General features: G+C 38.1%; 17 protein-coding genes. 1 reads left to right on the top strand and 16 read right to left on the bottom strand.

The window, feature by feature from the left end; translation table 11 throughout:
* Positions 1 to 37: 37 nt before the first annotated feature.
* The 3 genes from KYH19_RS21895 to KYH19_RS21905 form a co-directional block, all read right to left on the bottom strand.
* The gene (locus KYH19_RS21895; RefSeq protein ID WP_132395466.1) at positions 38 to 727 is read right to left on the bottom strand and encodes a hypothetical protein; all 690 of its coding nucleotides are present in this window, start codon (positions 725 to 727) and stop codon (positions 38 to 40) included.
* Positions 728 to 756: 29 nt separating this feature from the next.
* Positions 757 to 1,599, bottom strand: coding sequence for an isoaspartyl peptidase/L-asparaginase (locus KYH19_RS21900; RefSeq protein ID WP_193419200.1), 843 nt, complete (start codon positions 1,597 to 1,599; stop codon positions 757 to 759).
* A gap of 119 nt (positions 1,600 to 1,718) precedes the next feature.
* On the bottom strand, positions 1,719 to 2,594 hold the full coding sequence (locus KYH19_RS21905) for a cyanophycinase (RefSeq protein WP_132395464.1): 876 nt from the start codon (positions 2,592 to 2,594) through the stop codon (positions 1,719 to 1,721).
* A gap of 296 nt (positions 2,595 to 2,890) precedes the next feature.
* On the opposite strand from KYH19_RS21905, the gene cphA reads away from it, so the two are divergent.
* Complete coding sequence (gene cphA, locus KYH19_RS21910) at positions 2,891 to 5,506, top strand: cyanophycin synthetase (RefSeq protein WP_219076773.1); 2,616 nt, start codon at positions 2,891 to 2,893, stop codon at positions 5,504 to 5,506.
* 703 nt (positions 5,507 to 6,209) lie between these two features.
* On the opposite strand, the gene KYH19_RS21915 is transcribed toward cphA, so the two are convergent.
* From KYH19_RS21915 to KYH19_RS21975, 13 genes are all read right to left on the bottom strand, one after another.
* Positions 6,210 to 6,665 (bottom strand): PA2169 family four-helix-bundle protein, encoded by a 456-nt coding sequence (locus KYH19_RS21915; RefSeq protein WP_219076774.1) that lies wholly within the window; start codon positions 6,663 to 6,665, stop codon positions 6,210 to 6,212.
* Positions 6,666 to 6,791: 126 nt separating this feature from the next.
* Positions 6,792 to 7,709 carry a glycosyltransferase gene (locus KYH19_RS21920; RefSeq protein ID WP_219076775.1) on the bottom strand — a complete coding sequence of 306 codons (918 nt, stop codon included), beginning with the start codon at positions 7,707 to 7,709 and terminating at the stop codon, positions 6,792 to 6,794.
* Positions 7,710 to 7,801: 92 nt separating this feature from the next.
* Positions 7,802 to 8,212 carry a GxxExxY protein gene (locus KYH19_RS21925; RefSeq protein WP_219076776.1) on the bottom strand — a complete coding sequence of 137 codons (411 nt, stop codon included), beginning with the start codon at positions 8,210 to 8,212 and terminating at the stop codon, positions 7,802 to 7,804.
* A 236-nt stretch (positions 8,213 to 8,448) separates the two neighbouring features.
* Positions 8,449 to 9,210, bottom strand: a complete 762-nt coding sequence (locus KYH19_RS21930; protein WP_219076777.1) for a class I SAM-dependent methyltransferase — start codon at positions 9,208 to 9,210, stop codon at positions 8,449 to 8,451.
* A 12-nt stretch (positions 9,211 to 9,222) separates the two neighbouring features.
* Positions 9,223 to 9,870 carry a class I SAM-dependent methyltransferase gene (locus KYH19_RS21935; RefSeq protein ID WP_219076778.1) on the bottom strand — a complete coding sequence of 216 codons (648 nt, stop codon included), beginning with the start codon at positions 9,868 to 9,870 and terminating at the stop codon, positions 9,223 to 9,225.
* The gene (locus tag KYH19_RS21940; RefSeq protein ID WP_219076779.1) at positions 9,867 to 11,195 is read right to left on the bottom strand and encodes a flippase; all 1,329 of its coding nucleotides are present in this window, start codon (positions 11,193 to 11,195) and stop codon (positions 9,867 to 9,869) included. The genes KYH19_RS21935 and KYH19_RS21940 overlap by 4 nt, the downstream gene beginning before the upstream one ends.
* 75 nt (positions 11,196 to 11,270) lie before the next feature.
* On the bottom strand, positions 11,271 to 11,885 hold the full coding sequence (locus KYH19_RS21945) for a hypothetical protein (RefSeq protein ID WP_219076780.1): 615 nt from the start codon (positions 11,883 to 11,885) through the stop codon (positions 11,271 to 11,273).
* Between the two features lie 41 nt (positions 11,886 to 11,926).
* Entirely contained in the window at positions 11,927 to 12,445 is a 519-nt protein-coding gene (locus KYH19_RS21950) for a DUF1569 domain-containing protein (RefSeq protein ID WP_219076781.1), read from the bottom strand.
* Between the two features lie 19 nt (positions 12,446 to 12,464).
* A complete protein-coding gene (locus tag KYH19_RS21955; RefSeq protein WP_219076782.1) occupies positions 12,465 to 13,169 on the bottom strand; it encodes a DUF4476 domain-containing protein in 705 nt (234 codons plus the stop codon).
* Between the two features lie 77 nt (positions 13,170 to 13,246).
* Positions 13,247 to 13,936, bottom strand: a complete 690-nt coding sequence (locus KYH19_RS21960) for a YjjG family noncanonical pyrimidine nucleotidase (protein WP_219076783.1) — start codon at positions 13,934 to 13,936, stop codon at positions 13,247 to 13,249.
* A 39-nt stretch (positions 13,937 to 13,975) separates the two neighbouring features.
* Complete coding sequence (locus KYH19_RS21965; protein WP_219076784.1) at positions 13,976 to 14,293, bottom strand: low molecular weight protein tyrosine phosphatase family protein; 318 nt, start codon at positions 14,291 to 14,293, stop codon at positions 13,976 to 13,978.
* Between the two features lie 54 nt (positions 14,294 to 14,347).
* Entirely contained in the window at positions 14,348 to 14,992 is a 645-nt protein-coding gene (upp, locus tag KYH19_RS21970) for a uracil phosphoribosyltransferase (protein WP_219078982.1), read from the bottom strand.
* 92 nt (positions 14,993 to 15,084) lie between these two features.
* The gene (locus KYH19_RS21975) at positions 15,085 to 16,353 is read right to left on the bottom strand and encodes a hypothetical protein (RefSeq protein WP_219076785.1); all 1,269 of its coding nucleotides are present in this window, start codon (positions 16,351 to 16,353) and stop codon (positions 15,085 to 15,087) included.
* Between the last annotated feature and the right edge of the window lie 60 nt (positions 16,354 to 16,413).

Genomic DNA, 16,413 nt, shown 5'->3' on the forward strand with positions numbered 1-16,413 from the left:
TTTATGTGTGAAGGTATAGCAAAATTAAAACGTTTGCCTAGCTCGGATTTACTTTTTTACTGGTGGTTTTGCTGGCGATTGTTTCCCTGGCATCTTTAATCTGCGTTTTATATTGAGTGGTTTTGATGGAGTTGGCCAGCCATTCTGCTGATTTCAGATCTCTCAGGGCAAGTGTAAAATCTTTCTTTTTAATTTTAACCTGGGCAATGCCTAAAATAGATTCGATATAAGCATTATTGCTTTTTAATTGTTTTGCAAGAATACCTTGCTGGGTGTAGAACCACATTGATTGGGTGTACTTGGTATTGGCCAAATAAACTTTTCCTAAAAGGCTATAGGTGTTCATTACTCCTGCTCTGTTTCCAGTTTTAGAATAATTTTTTAAGGCTACGTTTAAGAGAATCTGCTCCGCATCGGTAAAACGGCCAAGTTGATAATGCATACTGCTCATCTTGATAACCGCCTGTCCGTACCTATTGAAGTTTTTTACGGCATTGTATTCAAAAGCTGCTTTGCCAAATAGGGTGAGGGCTTCGTTGTAATCGCCTTTCCGCTCTAAATCTTCTGCTTCCTCAAAAAAAGAATTCCCATCCTCCAGGTCAAATTTAGATACTGCTATATTTATCGCACTACCATTAGGTTCCTGGATCTCAGATTTATCTATATTTTGAGCTTGTAGTTGTAATGATGCAAAAAGGCCAATTAAAGCCAATACAATTTTGGTCATGCAACAAAAATAATACTTTAAATCTAATTTCAGCTAAATACCTGTAAATTAACATCAAAAGATGCCCAAACCATGTAAGGATGAGAGTCGCAATGGTATACTTCGCCTGCTGCAGAAATGCCTACAATGCCCGCAAAGCCATCAAAAGCTTTAAGTTCAGCAAAAGATTTATCAGACGCTTCCTTTAAAGAAAAACCATCTGTAACGCGGGTTACAATTTTTGCAGCCAGGGCACCGCTAACAATATCTTCGCCTACTCCGGTACAAGAAATACCCGCATATTGATTGGCATAGTTGCCTGCCACAGTTGCAGAATCGCTCACCCGGCAAGGGATTTCGAATCCTTTTCCACCTGTAGAAGTTGCTGCGGCTAAATTTCCATCTGCATCGAGTGCTACACAGCCTACCGTTCCTTTATTATTCCTTTGATTTAATTTGGCTTCGTACTCTGACTGGCGCTGTTGGGTAATCGGATTGAAATATTCAAATCCATTTGTTCTTGCAAATTGCCGGGCACCATCACCACTAAGCACCCGGTCATCATATGTTAGTAGATTCTGCGCAATTTGGATAGGATTTTTAACATCTTCAACATTAATTACGCCACTAAATTTTTCAGTTTTACCATCCATTAGCGCTGCGCTCAGTCTTACTTTTCCATCGCTTTGGATCTGCGAACCGATACCTGCATTAAACAGTTCGTTATCTTCTAACAGCGCAACAGTATAAACAACGGTTTCTAAAGCAGTATGCGTTTTTAGATACTCATGTCCGAGCGCAACAATCGAAGCCAAAGCATCTTGTTTTGCCTTTTTTGTTTCCTGGTTGGTAGACGATTCGCTGAAGAAGCCGCCATGTATGATTAGTTTCATTTTTGTAGTATCAAGATTTTAGTATCAGGTATTAAGATGGAAGTAGCAAGATTTAGGTAACAAATATCAAGATTGGGTAAATCCTAGCTGAAAATCGCCCACTGTTAACTGCTACTGAATTAGGCTATCGGAATTACCTTTGGGTGGTGGATCACTAAGCTATGGTCTGTTAAGTCATAAACGTCGCCATCGCACATCACGTGTACCACCATGTTTTTAATCGAAACAGGTTGCCCCATTTCTACATCAGTTAAATTGGTATCAGCCATAGTGCGGCCATCTACTAAAATTACCATGCCAGAGCCAATAGCCTCCATTATATGGCCATCAGAGATAAAAAGCCCGGTGTCTTCACCAAGACCGATCCCTAAAATACCAGGATTACTGGCCGCGGCATACAATAAGCGACCGATTCTTCCACGCTGAACAAAATGTGTATCTACAATAACATCATCAATAAAGCCTAGCCCACCTGTAATTTTAACTTCACCTTTAAGTAAAGCATCTTTACTGCTACCCTGGTAAATCATATTTTTAGAACTTGCAGCGGCCCCGGCAGAAGTACCGGCAATAACAACAGGTTCATTTCTATATTTTTCTAACAAGATCTGATGGATTTTTGTTCCGCCAAAGATTGAAGAAAGACGAAGCTGATCTCCGCCGGTAAAAATAATTACCTCTGCAGCTTTGATACGCTCGTAATTTTCATCAGAATTGGCTTCTTCACGGTTGGAAATATTAAGAACACCAACATTATGCACGTCTAATTGTGCATAAGCCTTAATATATTCTTCACCCACTTTCTCGGGCATTAATGATGCTGTGGTGATGATCTCGAAACGAGATTGCGTATCTCTTAATGATTCTGTAGTAATCCGTTTTAAAATTCCACGCTCAAAAAAATTCATGTTCTCAGGTAGTCCGAATTGCGTTTCTGCGAAGCTACCTGTGTTTATTGCGCCACCAATGATGATGAGTTTACCTTTCGGAACCATTTTTTGTGTATTATAATTGTATCAAAAAACCCAAATATATAGGCTTAAGATAAAAAACACGACTTTTTTTGTAAAGAATATTCAATTTATTAACAAAAGTTAAAATATTATAACTTAAAATTAACAGGATTGTACTTGAAAATAAAACAAATACACCTTAAAATTGATTTAGCTAAATGGAACGTCTATTTTCAAAATAAATGTATAATTTACAGTCATCAATTTCATTCTAAAAATTGAGGATAAAGAGCGATTCATAAATCCTTCTGCAACATAAAAAACGAACAAAACATTACATGAAGATATTAAATATACAAGTATTAAGAGGACCAAACATATGGTCTATTAGCCGGAAGAAATTGATTCAGATGCGACTGGATTTAGAAGATTTAGAGCAAAAACCAACAAACGTAATAGAAGGATTTAGTGAAAGGATTGAGAAACTTTTGCCAAGCATGTTTACCCACCGCTGCTCGAAAGGTGTTGAGGGTGGCTTTTTTACGCGAGTGAAAGAAGGCACCTGGATGGGGCACGTGATTGAACACATTGCATTGGAAATTCAGACACTCGCCGGTATGGAAACTGGTTTTGGCAGAACGCGCATGACCAAAACCGAAGGCATTTATAATGTGGTTTTCAGTTATCTGGAGGAGAAAGTAGGTGTTTACTCGGCGGAAGCTGCGGTAAGAATTGCGGAGGCTTTGATCAATAATGAAGAGTACGATTTAGAACATGATATCCGCAGGATGAAGGAAATACGTGAACTGGAAGCCCTAGGCCCAAGTACAGGTTCGATTGTGGAAGAAGCGGTAAAAAGAAGCATTCCATGGATAAGATTGAACAAAAGTTCGTTGGTACAACTGGGTTATGGCAAAAATCAGGTGCGTTTTAGGGCCACCATGACCGAAAAAACCAGTAGCATTGCTGTAGATCTTGCCAGCAACAAGGAAGAAACGAAACGTTTGCTCACCGAAGCAGCCATTCCGGTAGCCTCTGGAGTAACCATTTCAAATCCTGACGATCTTGAAGCATCTGTTAAAAAGGTTGGATTTCCTTTAGTTTTTAAACCACTTGATGGCAACCACGGTAAAGGTGCAACCATTAATGTGAAAACAATGGAAGATGCTGTGGCGGCTTTTGAATATGCCAAAACGTATTCGAGACGGGTGATTATAGAAAAATTTATTACCGGATTTGACTTCCGGGTGCTGGTAATCGACCATAAAGTGGTTGCCGCGGCACAACGTGATCCGGCTCATGTAAAAGGCAATGGCATTCATACCATCCAGGAATTAATTGATAAGGAGAATGAAGACCCACGTCGCGGTTATGGCCATGAGAATGTGTTAACAGAAATAGCTGTCGATCGTGATACCCTGGATTTATTAGCCAAAAAAGAATATACTTTAGAGACTATTCCGGAAAAAGGAGAGGTGGTTTATTTAAAATCGACCGCCAATTTAAGTACAGGAGGAACATCTATTGATGTAACAGATATTGTTCATCCACAGAACATTTTTATTTGTGAAAGAATTTCAAGGGTAATCGGATTGGACATCTGCGGTATCGATATCATGGCGCAGAACCTTACTCAACCCTTAACTGAAAATGGTGGTGTGGTGTTAGAAGTTAATGCTGCTCCTGGTTTTAGGATGCACCTGGCGCCGAGTGAAGGTTTGCCACGCAATGTTGCGGCACCGGTAATTGATATGTTATATCCACAGGGGAAATTATCACAGATCCCGATTATCGCCGTAACCGGAACCAACGGAAAAACCACCACTACCCGTTTAATTGCGCACATTATCCGCAGCAACGGTAAACGCGTAGGTTTTACCACCAGTGACGGTGTATATGTGCACAATACCATGCTGATGAAGGGTGATACAACAGGGCCGGTAAGTGCAGAGTTTATTTTGAAAGACCCAACAGTAGAGTTTGCCGTATTGGAAACTGCCCGTGGCGGAATTTTAAGGGCAGGATTGGGCTTTAATGCCTGCGACATTGGTGTGGTGACCAACATCCAGGAAGATCACCTTGGCCTTTCTGATATTCATAATCTTGACGATTTAACCCGTGTTAAAGCGGTTGTAATTGGTGCGGTGCGCCGCAAAGGTTGGGCTGTATTGAACGCCGATAACGGCTATTGCGTTCGCATAGCTAAAGATGCCCGTTGTAATGTTGCTTACTTCAGCATGGATGAAAACAATCCAGTAGTTAAAGAACACTGTAGAAAAGGCGGTATTGCGGCCATTTATGAAAACGGGTTCATCACCATTAAAACCGGCGACTGGAAATTAAGGGTAGATAAAGCCACCCATATTCCTCTAACCTTTGGTGGTTCTGTAAACTTTATGATTCAGAATGTACTGGCAGCGACGCTAGCAGCCTATTTATGGGGCTACAAACCTGAAGATATCCGTTTGTCGTTAGAAACCTTTATTCCTTCAGCAGCACACACGCCAGGCAGGATGAATATTTTCAGATTTAAAGATTTTAAAGTGCTGGTCGATTTTGCGCATAATCCTGATGGATTTAATGGTGTAAAAGGTTTCTTGCAGGGCGTTGAGGCTACAGAACAGGTAGGTATTATTTCAGCAACCGGCGATAGAAGGGACGAGGATATTATCGAAACGGCCCGCATTTCTGCACAGATGTTTGATAAGATCTACGTTTGTCAGGAGAAATATCTCCGTGGCAGACAACAGCAGGAACTGGTCGATTTACTGATAAAAGGGATTAGAGAGGTTGATCCTAATAAAGAGATTATTGTAAACAATAAGAGTACGGAATGTTTACAAATCGCAATTGAAACCGCTAAGAAAGGTTCTTACCTCACTATTTTAAGTAATACTATTGATAATACAATTCAGCGTGTTACTGAACATTTAGATCGCGAATTAGAATCTTAGTTTCTTAACTGATTTATTCCGCCGTTGATCGTCATTCCCAATCGAGCTGATAGTTATCGGATCGATTGGGAATCGTAATGCAATAAGTTCTAAGATTCCCGCCTGCGCCTATCGTGTGGACACATCTTTTGTTACCTATATATATGTTTTTTTAGTACTTCATTAAGGTGGTCGTCATGCTGATCCGATAGCTATCGGATTTATTTCAGCATCTTTCCAGTTATAAAAAGGCATTTATTTACAAAACATTAATTAAGCAAGCATTGTCTTTTCCGCTCTATGCCGCGGTGGCATGGTACTTTGGAGCGCCAAAGTACCCAAAGCGCTCTGTCAATCCAGCAATGGGCCTTTTACACAATCCTATACACATCAAAAAAACAGCGGCACTCGTTTTGTGTTCAATACTTCTTTAAAACTTTAAATTAGCGTTTATGAACACAAAACCACTGCGTTTTAGGTTTGGCAATGCTATTTGTTCTATTCTGCACCTGTTTTTTTGATTTCTCCGGCCCTTGGGATTGACGGCGTTCTTCGGTTAAAACAATGGGTTATTTAAGGAAGCTAGCAAAACGCCTAAAAAATTAAACTCAAAAAGATGTGTCCACACGATAGGCCTGCGCGGGAATGACGGCTGTAATAAAAAAAAATCTCCTCCGAATTAATTATTCAAAGGAGATTTTTTTATTTTTTATATTTCACTTACTTATGCCTGAGCATCACGTAATCTTTTGATTTCATCATGTGATACTCTTAGAGACGCCTTTTGTTCTGAAATTAAGTCTCTGATATTTGAAGGGATATTTTCTTCCTCTAAGGCCATTTTATATGCATTTTGAGCGGCATCTTCGCCAAATTCACAATTGTTTAAAACAGTTTTACGGTCGTGGCCGGTAAAAAGTGCTTTAACATCCATCCAGGCCCTGTAGATTTTGCCCGAATTGGTTGTTCCTGTTTCAATATCTTCACCTAAAGCCGATACTTCTGTTGCCAATGCCATTTTATATTTTTGACTTTCACCTATCATATTTAGAAATAACGTCTTTAAATCGGCATCTTCATCTTTTAATTCCTGGCGGGCTTTTTCGTAACCTTCAATACGATCGTTATTAATTTGAATCAAATCGTTTAATACCTCTGCTGTTTCTGTTGTCGTTTTCATGTTTTTTATTTTTATAGTTTCGATGTATAAAATCAACATGAGCAATTAAAAAAGGTTTGTCATTTTTTTTAATTGCCTACAACGGTGAGCTATATGAGTTATTTTTGATTGACAGACTGCCGCTCATTATTTTTTAGAAAAATACTGTGTCAGCTTTTCTTTTACAAAACGCCTGACCCGTGTTACCATATTGCCTTTTCGCTTAATCAAAAAGCTCTTGATGGCTTTGTAGGCGATGGGGTCTTCGGCTATTACAGTAGGGAATTCTACAATTGGTTTTGGGTTGATAATTACGTTATAGATGTCGTTTATTCCTGAGTGTACGCCCGTACCATCATGACCAATATTGTTAACGAGTGATTGTGACGGATTAAGTGTGATCCCTCCTTTTAAAAAGATTGACGCATACCATCTTATGGCCCAGCTATTGTTTTTACCTTTTTTAAATTCCTGCATCTGTTTCCAGAAATTCATTTTATTGTCGATTGAAAATGCAGTCCTTTTCTTTTTATCAAATTGTTTAATAAGAATGTTAATATCTGGTTCAAAGTTTTTCCATGCTCTTCCCCACGTTGCCCAACCCCAGCTTGTGGCTGCCCTGTAGAAAAAAGATGGTGAAAGGTTATCTGATTTTAAAGGATACATATAGGCTCCGATGTGCATTACTTTTTCCTCTTCGCGGTAATGGTTTAAAGCGTTGTTGAAATAGGATAAGGTATGCGGGGAGGTAATGAGGTCATCTTCAAACACAATTACCTGATCGTATTCTGCTATTAACTGGGTTACTCCTGCAATTACCGCATTGGCTAAGCCTGCATTAACTTTACTTTCGATTACTTTAACCGACTTAAAACCATCTGCTTTTTTGATGATTTTTCTTACGGCAGTAACTTTTTCTCTATCCAGATCGGTTTTGGCACCATCAGAAAAAATATACAAATGGCTTTGTGCTGCCAATTCATTTTGTTGCAGAAATTGTAATGTACGCTCAGTGTGCTGCGGACGGTTGTATACGAAAAGTGCTATTGGGGCAAGGCTTTGCATTTATATTTATCAATTAAGCTTATCACTAAGCGGGCTAGGCATTTTTACCATATAAGAAATTTAAGTTTCATATAAGCTATGACAAAAGTATATCAATAAATTGATTCATATATCTCGTTTACATATGTTTTTTGGCCTTCTGAAAAGATATGCAAACAATTAAAATTTATCATTAGTCCAAGAGGCAATTTTAGTAGTTTCATATAAGTCAACAGTTGGGCTACATGGATTGGTACAACGTTTTCAACAGCTTTAAATTCAACAACTAGGGAGTCTTCAATTAATAAATCACACCTTAGTTCTGAATCAATTATTAACCCTTTATAATCTATTGGGATAGTTAACTCAGATTTGAAATTAATATTTCTGATTTCCAGCTCGTGAATCATGCATTTATGATAAGTGCATTCTAAAAGCCCTGGGCCTAATGTCCTGTGTACCTCGATGGCTGCTCCGTTTACCTTGTAAACTAAGTCCTTTAAATAATTTCTAGTTAACAACATCCTTTATTAATAATTAACTGGGGATGTATTTTTAACAGAATTTAATTTCTACTGCAATATATTAAATTAATTTTGGTAGTAAGATCAATACGCTTATATTTTCTTCTATTCCTTATATGGTTAAATGGCCAGAATAAAATTCCAACTAAGTATATCCAGTTTACAGTTTCACAACATAAGAAGTTTAAGTTTCATATAAGTTTGGATATATATTGCGCTCTGTATTCACACAATCATTAAAATATCTGCAGGTTATGATCTGATTTTTTGGTTAACACAGTATAGGCATTGGCAAATTGCTCTTGCTTTTTCTTCCCAAACAAATTACCCAAGGTTTTCTTAACCAGGTATTCCAGTTCTATTTTTAAGTTTTTAGCAAATGTTTTTGGCGCTTTTCTATTAATAAACTCATTAAACTTTACCGTTTCAGGCGCAGTCATCGATACCTTATCTTCTAAAATTTGTAAACCCTCACTCTGCAATAAAAACCTTAAAGAAGTTGGCGTATACATATTAATGTGTCCATAATCTAAAAAATGTTTCATTCTTTCGTCTACACCAAAGCGGTAATCTTTAGGTACCTCTACTACAATATATTTTGCAACTCTTTTCAATTCACGGATCAGGATCCGCTCATGTTCTACATGTTCTAAAACGTGCGCAAGAATAACCAGATCGAAAGTATCATCTTCATAAGGGATTTTATATCCATCGAAAGTTTGCGCTTCTTTTAAACTGGCGAGGTTACGATCCACTATAATATCTACACCACTTTGTGCAATTTCTAAAGCATAAAGTTCCGGTGCGAAATGCCATTCATTTAAAAAATGTAAAATACTGCCATCTCCGGCACCAACCTCAAGTACTTTTTTAGGTTTTAGTCCTTTGCACACATCAACAATGTTCTGGGCTTTATATTTTGCACCGAGCATTCTCCAGGCTACATCGCTATTGGTATAAAAATTATCGTAGGCCGTTTTTACTTCTTCGCTTAACATGATCCTGACTGATTAAATACCTAAACAATTATCTTGCTTATAAAAAACCGAAGTTGCTTTTTCGTAAAAGAGTCCGGGAGAAATGCCGCTGAAACTGATCTCTTTAAAACCCTGGGCTTTTAAAAGCACACGTGCGGGCTGATACACTTCACGTTCGCTATCATCCAAAACCAATACACCATTTGCTGATAAAGCATCAACGCTGTATTTACAACAGTTTACACGGTCCCGTCCGTCAACAATAATAATATCAAATTTTTTATCGAGCAAAGTTGCTTTTTTAGCATATTCGCCATCTTTTTCCAATTGGCAGAAGATCATTTCAGCATTGCCCGGACTGGTATTTTTTACTTTATCAAACCAGCCTTTATCATGTTCAACAGAAGTTACCGAGCCAGCTCTTTCTGCATAAAAAATAGTAGAACTGCCAGAGCCATATTCGAAAATGTGCTGTGTTTTGTTTATTCGCTCTTTAATAAAATCGATAAAGGAATAGGTTACCCACGGTAAAGCCTTCCCTTGACCGTCTATGGCCTGTTTTTTATCAAAGGCCGTAAACCAGCCAATGCTGTTCAGGTAGCCCTTATGTCCGTATGATAATAATGCTTTAAGCCTGCTAGGCTTTGCAATTAGTGTGCTTAATGCTTTAAGAGTACTCAACGTTTAAATATTTTTTGAAATGCTGTGACCAAAAATAATGATTTTAACATCATTATACCTTGTTGACGTGTTTTAGGAATTAATAAAATAAAAAAGGTGGCTGTGAAGTAAGCAATAAGAGTAGCAAGTGCAGCCCCCATGATACCATATTTTGGTATCCATAATACGTTTAAAACAATATTCACCATTGCGCCCATTCCGGTTCGGAGCATCGATAACTTAGTATATCCTTCTGCAATAAGATACTGCCCGCTGGCGCTACCTAAAAAAACAAATATACCTGCCCAAACATGGACAGTTAGCACATGTGCACCATCCCAAAATTCTGGAGTATAAACGATATGGTATATAATTGGTGAGGCAAAAGTCATGAAAAGTGCTACGCTCAAACTTATCCAAACCATAATGTCGTACATATTCTGTAGACGTTTCATATATCTTTCCGGATTATCTCTTTTGGCATTCATAATTGCAGGAAATACAGAAGTTACTATTGCAACTGGTATAAAATACCAGCTTTCACTTAACGCTACAACGGTTGAATAAATTCCTAAAGCGCCAGTGCCAAGATAATTTTCCACCATCAGCTGATCAATTTTCATGTATATTGAAACCAGAACTGCAGATAGTGCTAGCGGCCATGAATGTTTGACGAGGTATTTTGCTAATGCTGAATCAAATACCCATTTGAAAATACTTCCAACTTTTATGCTATAAAAATAAACGTACCCAATTGCCAGAATTATAGTGTCAAGTAGCAGAGCAAAAACAAACCATTCTACATTTAATTTTAAAAGGATAAATACCAATTTTATTAATGCAGAAATAATATTTCCGAATACCTGAACACGCATAACGTATTTGGCTTGTACTTTAGATTGGAAATAACTATCGGTAATATAGAAAGCCTGAGTTATTCCGGTAAGCCCTACAATCACAATATAGATGAGCGGGGTTTCAATGGGCTTATGCGTATTCCAAAGAATATATGCAAAATATATAAGTGGGATAATACAAATTCCCCCAGCAAGCTTAAGCCAGAAAGCCGTTCCAAGTAAACGATCTCTATTTTCTGGTGTACGAAGAAGTTCACGGGTAGTAAAACCATCTAAACCAAGAGCGGCCGCTGCAACAAAAAACGTTGTAAATGCAGTTGGATAATTTAAAATACCATTTTGAGTCTTTCCTAAATAATTGGTAATTGCAAAGCCTACTAAAATTTTGATTACTAAACTTCCAACTCTAGCCAACATTAACCACCCCGTATTCTTTAAATACTTGTTAAATGCTTCTTCGTCAAAACCTTTTATAGCGGGTAATTTCATTACCGCAAAGATGTAAAAAAATGTGCGTTAAGTATGGTACCCTAAATTCAAATATTTTTATTGGTTATGTGGCGGTTAGCCCTCACTTTTTGTTTCCAGCACTTTTGTATCGATAGTTTTAGCATCAGGCGTTGGAATTGGTGCTGGGTTTGCAGCCGGGGCAGGTTTACTGATTAATGGCGCACCAATGGCAAGATCGCACCTGTGGTTGGGCTGACCATGCGGCGGGTTTAAACCTTTTCCTCCTTTCACACCCGATACCTGCGTAACGGCAGGTTGCGTCGTAGTAACCACTTGCGTTGGCCTACTATCTAAAGGCGCGCCAACTGCGATATCACATCTATGACCAGGCTCCCCGTGTTTAGGGTTTAGCTTTTTTCCTGAGGTATTTACAACAGCTGCCGCTGGAGCAGGTGTTGGCTGTGGATTTTTGTTTTGTTGAGGCTGCACTTTTGCCGTAGGGTTTAACGGCGCACCAACGGCCAGTGCACAGGTATGTCCGGCTTCGCCATGCGGCGGATTAAAAATCAGATTACTTTTAGTCTGCTGTGCCGGCTGCGCAACATTGCTTTTTTGCAATCCCTGGAGCCCTGTAGGTGTTGGAATAACAGCCTGAGCGCTTTCTTTCTTTTCACTGCTATTACAAGCACAAAATATCGCAAGCATGGAGAGATAAAAAATATATTTCATGAGCACATATTTTAGGATTAACCAAATATGGCGAAATTAATTTACGCCTTAAAACTCTTTTCTATTCTTTCTAACTGTTTTAGGTGGTGCTTTAAATGTATTTCTATAAACCTAAGCCACTGTTTAGCATTTAAATAACCTAATCTTGGGTGTTTAGTTTTGCTGTTGGTTGTTGCATCTGCAAGTAATGGATAGTTATCGTCCAGAGCTTTTTCAAATTCTAAAATAAAATCGAGGGCTTCTGTTTTACTGATCTTTTTTACACGCTCTGCCAGCCGTTTGGGCACTTTATACTTTTTTGCAGGGGGTAAAGCGCCTAGTAATAAAATCAGCTTTACCATAAAATGAGTCGGTTTGTTCTCGCCTTTGCCATTTGCAGCGTGCGCAAAGGCAATTATTGAAAGTAGGCTCGAATCAAAAATATGTGAATATACCTCGCTATAACTCCAGCCAGAAATTGGAGGGGTTGTTTGGAAAATACCTTCAGGGTAACGCAATAATTTCGATTTGTAGGCATCGACCACCTGATGTATCGATGCCTTCACTTTTTCAGCCGTCATTTAATAAAGATAGGTTGAATTACGGTTTCTCCAAATATTTTAAAAATTCATCTTTATAGTAAGGGAATTCAAATGTCTCAGCAATTGTAAAATAATTTTGTGGATCTACAACGGTTTGATAGAGGTTTTTGGCAATTTTCAAACGTTCTTGATCAAATGTGAATGTTTTAAGAATAAGTTTGCTCTGACTGCTGGAAAAGGAAGCATTTTTACTTACTGCATTGATCAATCTTACTCTTTCGTTATCAAAATCGCATTTTTTATAACTGGTATAAAATTCCTGAAAAGCCTCTGGCGATAATAAACGGTAATTCGGATCTGGCTGCGGCAGCACTGGCGGAACAATACCTGTATTATAATCTCCGGTATATCCATCAAAATCGTCCAGGGCATATTGCCTGTTCTGAAAGATATTCAGCTGTTTCAGCGTGATTAATTCCTTACCTTCCAAACTTAAAACAAGCCTTTGTTCCGGAATTACCCTTACCCGCTGTTTTAAGATTTCCGTATTGCCCTGAATAATAGATAGTACTGGTGTAGAATTGTAGACATCGTAAAAGCGAAATCTACCAGTGGCTGACGAAACAAGTTCTTCGTCTAAATACACGTTGTATTTACCAGGATTAACGATTTCTAAGAAAACTTCGGCAGATCTGCGGTTGTTTTGAGCGAAACTTAGAGTAGCAAATAACATTGCCAGTCCTAAAAAGATGGTTTTTTTCATTTTGATTAAGGTTTCATTTGTGTGTGTTTTGAATTAATGCCAAACAAATGCCAAAACCAAACAAAAAAGGAGTAGGATTAAAAAAGTTTTAACAATTCTTCTAAATGAAAGATTTCCTGTTTTACATCTTCAGGTTTTTCTTTTTGCAAAGGATTAAAAAAGATGGCCTCCATACCAAAACCTAAAGCACCATAAATATCAGCTTCCAAACTGTCGCCAATCATAATGCTTTCTGTCTTTAAAGCCTTTGCTTTATCCAATGCATACTCAAAAATAACAGGATTGGGTTTATTTACCCCTACATCTTCTGAAATAATTACGTTTTCGAAATATGGATTAAGATTCGAAAGATTCATTTTGGTTAAGGTGGTTTCCTTAAACCCATTAGAAATAATATGCAGAGTATACTTTTGTTGAAGATAGCCCAAAACGTTTTCTGCCCCTTCGAACAAATTTGTTTTAGTTGGTGAAATATTTACATAGTCGTCTTCAAATTGATGAGGAACAACATCAGGATGGATTCCCAATTGAATAAACGTTTTGCTAAAGCGCTCCGATCTTAAAAAATCTTTTGTGATTTTGCCCAGGTGGTAATCGGCCCACAATTGATGGTTATTTTCGGTGTAAGTGGAGATAAAATCAGCGCAGGATTTAAGGCCGAGTTCATCCAGTTTATAAGTATGATAAAGCTCGTTTAATGTTTCTTCGGCATTGCGGTCAAAATCCCAGATGGTATGGTCAAGGTCGAAGAAGATATGTTTTTTCATTTGTGACGTTTTCACAAAGGTAGCTTAATGATCTTTGATTTATGAATAATCAGCCACCTTTGCGTTTAGCTCCTCGATAAGCTCATCATCCATGTACTGATAATCATCCGGAATATCGAGCGTAATAATTTCCTTTTCGTACATTTCTTCAGGAAAACGTTCGAAAATCCTTTGTTTATGTTTTTTCTCCATTACAAAGATCAGATCTGACCAGATAATCAGTTTTACACTGATTTTAATCCTTGCCGATGGCTCAGTGCCGGCTGAGCGTACCTGGTGTTCGGGATGGTTCTTATAAATGGTCTCGGCAGTAGCACTACGCCATTTATTTCTACTGCAAACAAAGAGGATATTCATTTTATATTTAGCGTTACAAGACTCGGGACCAAAGACTTCAGACTAATAACTAACCTAAATCTTCTCTCCATAAGCTAAATCCCCGGCATCGCCAAGACCTGGTACGATGTAAGATTTACTGGTCATTTCCTCATCTATTGCCCCAAGCCAAAGTTTTGCTTTAGGCAGGTTGGCACGTACATGGGCAACACCTTCTGCACTTGCTATTGCAGCAACGATATGAAGCTCGGCAATTTTGTAGCGGTTCATCAGCTCTTTACAGCACATCACCATGCTTTGCCCGGTGGCCAGCATTGGATCGGCCATAATTAAAACTTTTCCTTCTAAATCCGGAGTAGAAATGTAATCCATTTGAATTACAAAATCGCCGCCCTTATCTACTTTGCGATAAGCAGAAATAAAGCAGCATTCGGCTTTGTCGAAGATGTTGAGCAGGCCCTGTTGAAGTGGTAACCCCGCCCGGAGTATGGTAGCTAAAACAGGCTGTTGGCTTAAAACTTCACAAGATGATACCCCTAAAGGCGTTACGATTTCCTGATGAGTGTATGTCAATGATCTGCTGATTTCGTAGGCGAAAAACTCACCAAGCCTTTCCATGTTTTTGCGGAAACGCATCGAATCTTTCTGGATATGCTCGTCACGAAGTTCGGCAATAAAAGTATTGGCGATAGATTTTGTCTTGCTTACATCAAAAATCATCATGTGCTTTTTTGAAATATTAGGGATTTGCGACAATTATGGGATTTAATAATTAAAATTAGCAATTCTGAGCCAAATAATTTAAACTAAAATCAATTCCCTGCATAATTAAGCATTTCTCTAAAAAGTGATTTTAACTTCTTGTATTTAGGATGATCTGACAAACTTTTCAGGCTCCAGCTGCTATAAAAGGTGCCATTTACCATTTTTACTGCATCAATATATTGATGTATTTTTTCTGTTGCTGCTTCGTGGGTTAAAAACTGAAGGATATGATCGGTCAGGCAATAGGAATGAACGACTACCGGTGTTACTTTCTCGAGCTGGAGATCATACCAGTTAAACGGCGTGCACGTTCCCGCCCTAAATCCTGGTACATTGCCATAACCCATAGAATAATCGGAAGTAATGCCCGAATTAAGAATATTTAAATAACAGATTGGGAATTTTAATGCTTCTAACTGTTGGCTGGTTGATGTAGTAAGGTTTGGATGGATTTTTTTAAGCTTAACCAAACCTTCTTTAATTTCAGACATCTTTTGCTTGTCGCTGGCGCAGGGCCTCAATAATCCAACTGATTGATTATTCAAGATTTTAGCGATGTTGTCTGTCCTGATGTAATCTATCGGAACATCAGGGAAATCGGCAAAATAAAGGGGATTGCTTTTTTTTGAAACAAAGATTTGCTTTACCTGCTCAAGTACTTCTTCATTATTAATCCCAATTCCTGTTAACCTGTCAAATTTCGAACCCAGGTAATTATTCTCTTTTTTAAATACAGCGCTGAAAATAAATTTGGTTCTGTTTAAGAAACCATCAGGCAAATGAGGCAACATACTAAAATGGACGGTAGGCTGGTGCTGAAATTTCTTTTCCTGAAACTTAAAGGTTGGATGCTTTTTTCTGATGATACTTTTAATGATTAATGCCCACTCATCAATAATCGGCTTATCCAGAACCCTCCATTTGTGCTGATAACTTTTTGAGGGCTTAAACTCTTCTTCCGTATTTCGCTGATGAAAGTATTCTTCGTACCTGCTGATTATAAAAAAGGACGCAGCAAAAACATCGAATGGTAAGACAGACCGCTCTACCGGAAAAGGAGCCTGATATTCTCCAAATGAAACGGTTTTAGGTTTAATTTCTTCTAATTTATTAGAAAAAAGCAAAGGTGTACTTTTAAAGAAAAGTTCTTCGCCTAAAGGTTCATCGCCATAACTGATTTTGATGTGTTCGCTCTGCAGAAAATATGTGCTATTGCCCGTAATTTCTAATTCTGCTTTAAGGATATCTTTAAAAATGAAATTGAAGATATATTTAATCCGTGGCGTTAATATGTTGGAGAAGATGATTAGATGCATAACTTATTTTTAACAACGCTGTATTTAAAAAAAGATTACAAGAAATATTTCTCAGCCTAT

Source organism: Pedobacter sp. D749 (assembly GCF_019317285.1).
Classification (GTDB): Bacteria; Bacteroidota; Bacteroidia; order Sphingobacteriales; family Sphingobacteriaceae; genus Pedobacter.

What these genes read in the sequence shown, in the direction of transcription:
- cphA (WP_219076773.1), top strand. Translation starts at nt 2,891, where the DNA reads ATGAAGATATTAAATATACAAGTATTAAGAGGACCAAACATATGGTCT.
- KYH19_RS21955 (WP_219076782.1), bottom strand. Translation starts at nt 13,169, where the DNA reads ATGAAAAAAACCATCTTTTTAGGACTGGCAATGTTATTTGCTACTCTA.
- KYH19_RS21940 (WP_219076779.1), bottom strand. Translation starts at nt 11,195, where the DNA reads ATGAAATTACCCGCTATAAAAGGTTTTGACGAAGAAGCATTTAACAAG.
- KYH19_RS21895 (WP_132395466.1), bottom strand. Translation starts at nt 727, where the DNA reads ATGACCAAAATTGTATTGGCTTTAATTGGCCTTTTTGCATCATTACAA.
- KYH19_RS21905 (WP_132395464.1), bottom strand. Translation starts at nt 2,594, where the DNA reads ATGGTTCCGAAAGGTAAACTCATCATCATTGGTGGCGCAATAAACACA.
- KYH19_RS21950 (WP_219076781.1), bottom strand. Translation starts at nt 12,445, where the DNA reads ATGACGGCTGAAAAAGTGAAGGCATCGATACATCAGGTGGTCGATGCC.
- KYH19_RS21915 (WP_219076774.1), bottom strand. Translation starts at nt 6,665, where the DNA reads ATGAAAACGACAACAGAAACAGCAGAGGTATTAAACGATTTGATTCAA.
- KYH19_RS21925 (WP_219076776.1), bottom strand. Translation starts at nt 8,212, where the DNA reads ATGTTGTTAACTAGAAATTATTTAAAGGACTTAGTTTACAAGGTAAAC.
- KYH19_RS21945 (WP_219076780.1), bottom strand. Translation starts at nt 11,885, where the DNA reads ATGAAATATATTTTTTATCTCTCCATGCTTGCGATATTTTGTGCTTGT.
- KYH19_RS21930 (WP_219076777.1), bottom strand. Translation starts at nt 9,210, where the DNA reads ATGTTAAGCGAAGAAGTAAAAACGGCCTACGATAATTTTTATACCAAT.
- KYH19_RS21975 (WP_219076785.1), bottom strand. Translation starts at nt 16,353, where the DNA reads ATGCATCTAATCATCTTCTCCAACATATTAACGCCACGGATTAAATAT.
- upp (WP_219078982.1), bottom strand. Translation starts at nt 14,992, where the DNA reads ATGATTTTTGATGTAAGCAAGACAAAATCTATCGCCAATACTTTTATT.
- KYH19_RS21920 (WP_219076775.1), bottom strand. Translation starts at nt 7,709, where the DNA reads ATGCAAAGCCTTGCCCCAATAGCACTTTTCGTATACAACCGTCCGCAG.
- KYH19_RS21900 (WP_193419200.1), bottom strand. Translation starts at nt 1,599, where the DNA reads ATGAAACTAATCATACATGGCGGCTTCTTCAGCGAATCGTCTACCAAC.
- KYH19_RS21965 (WP_219076784.1), bottom strand. Translation starts at nt 14,293, where the DNA reads ATGAATATCCTCTTTGTTTGCAGTAGAAATAAATGGCGTAGTGCTACT.
- KYH19_RS21960 (WP_219076783.1), bottom strand. Translation starts at nt 13,936, where the DNA reads ATGAAAAAACATATCTTCTTCGACCTTGACCATACCATCTGGGATTTT.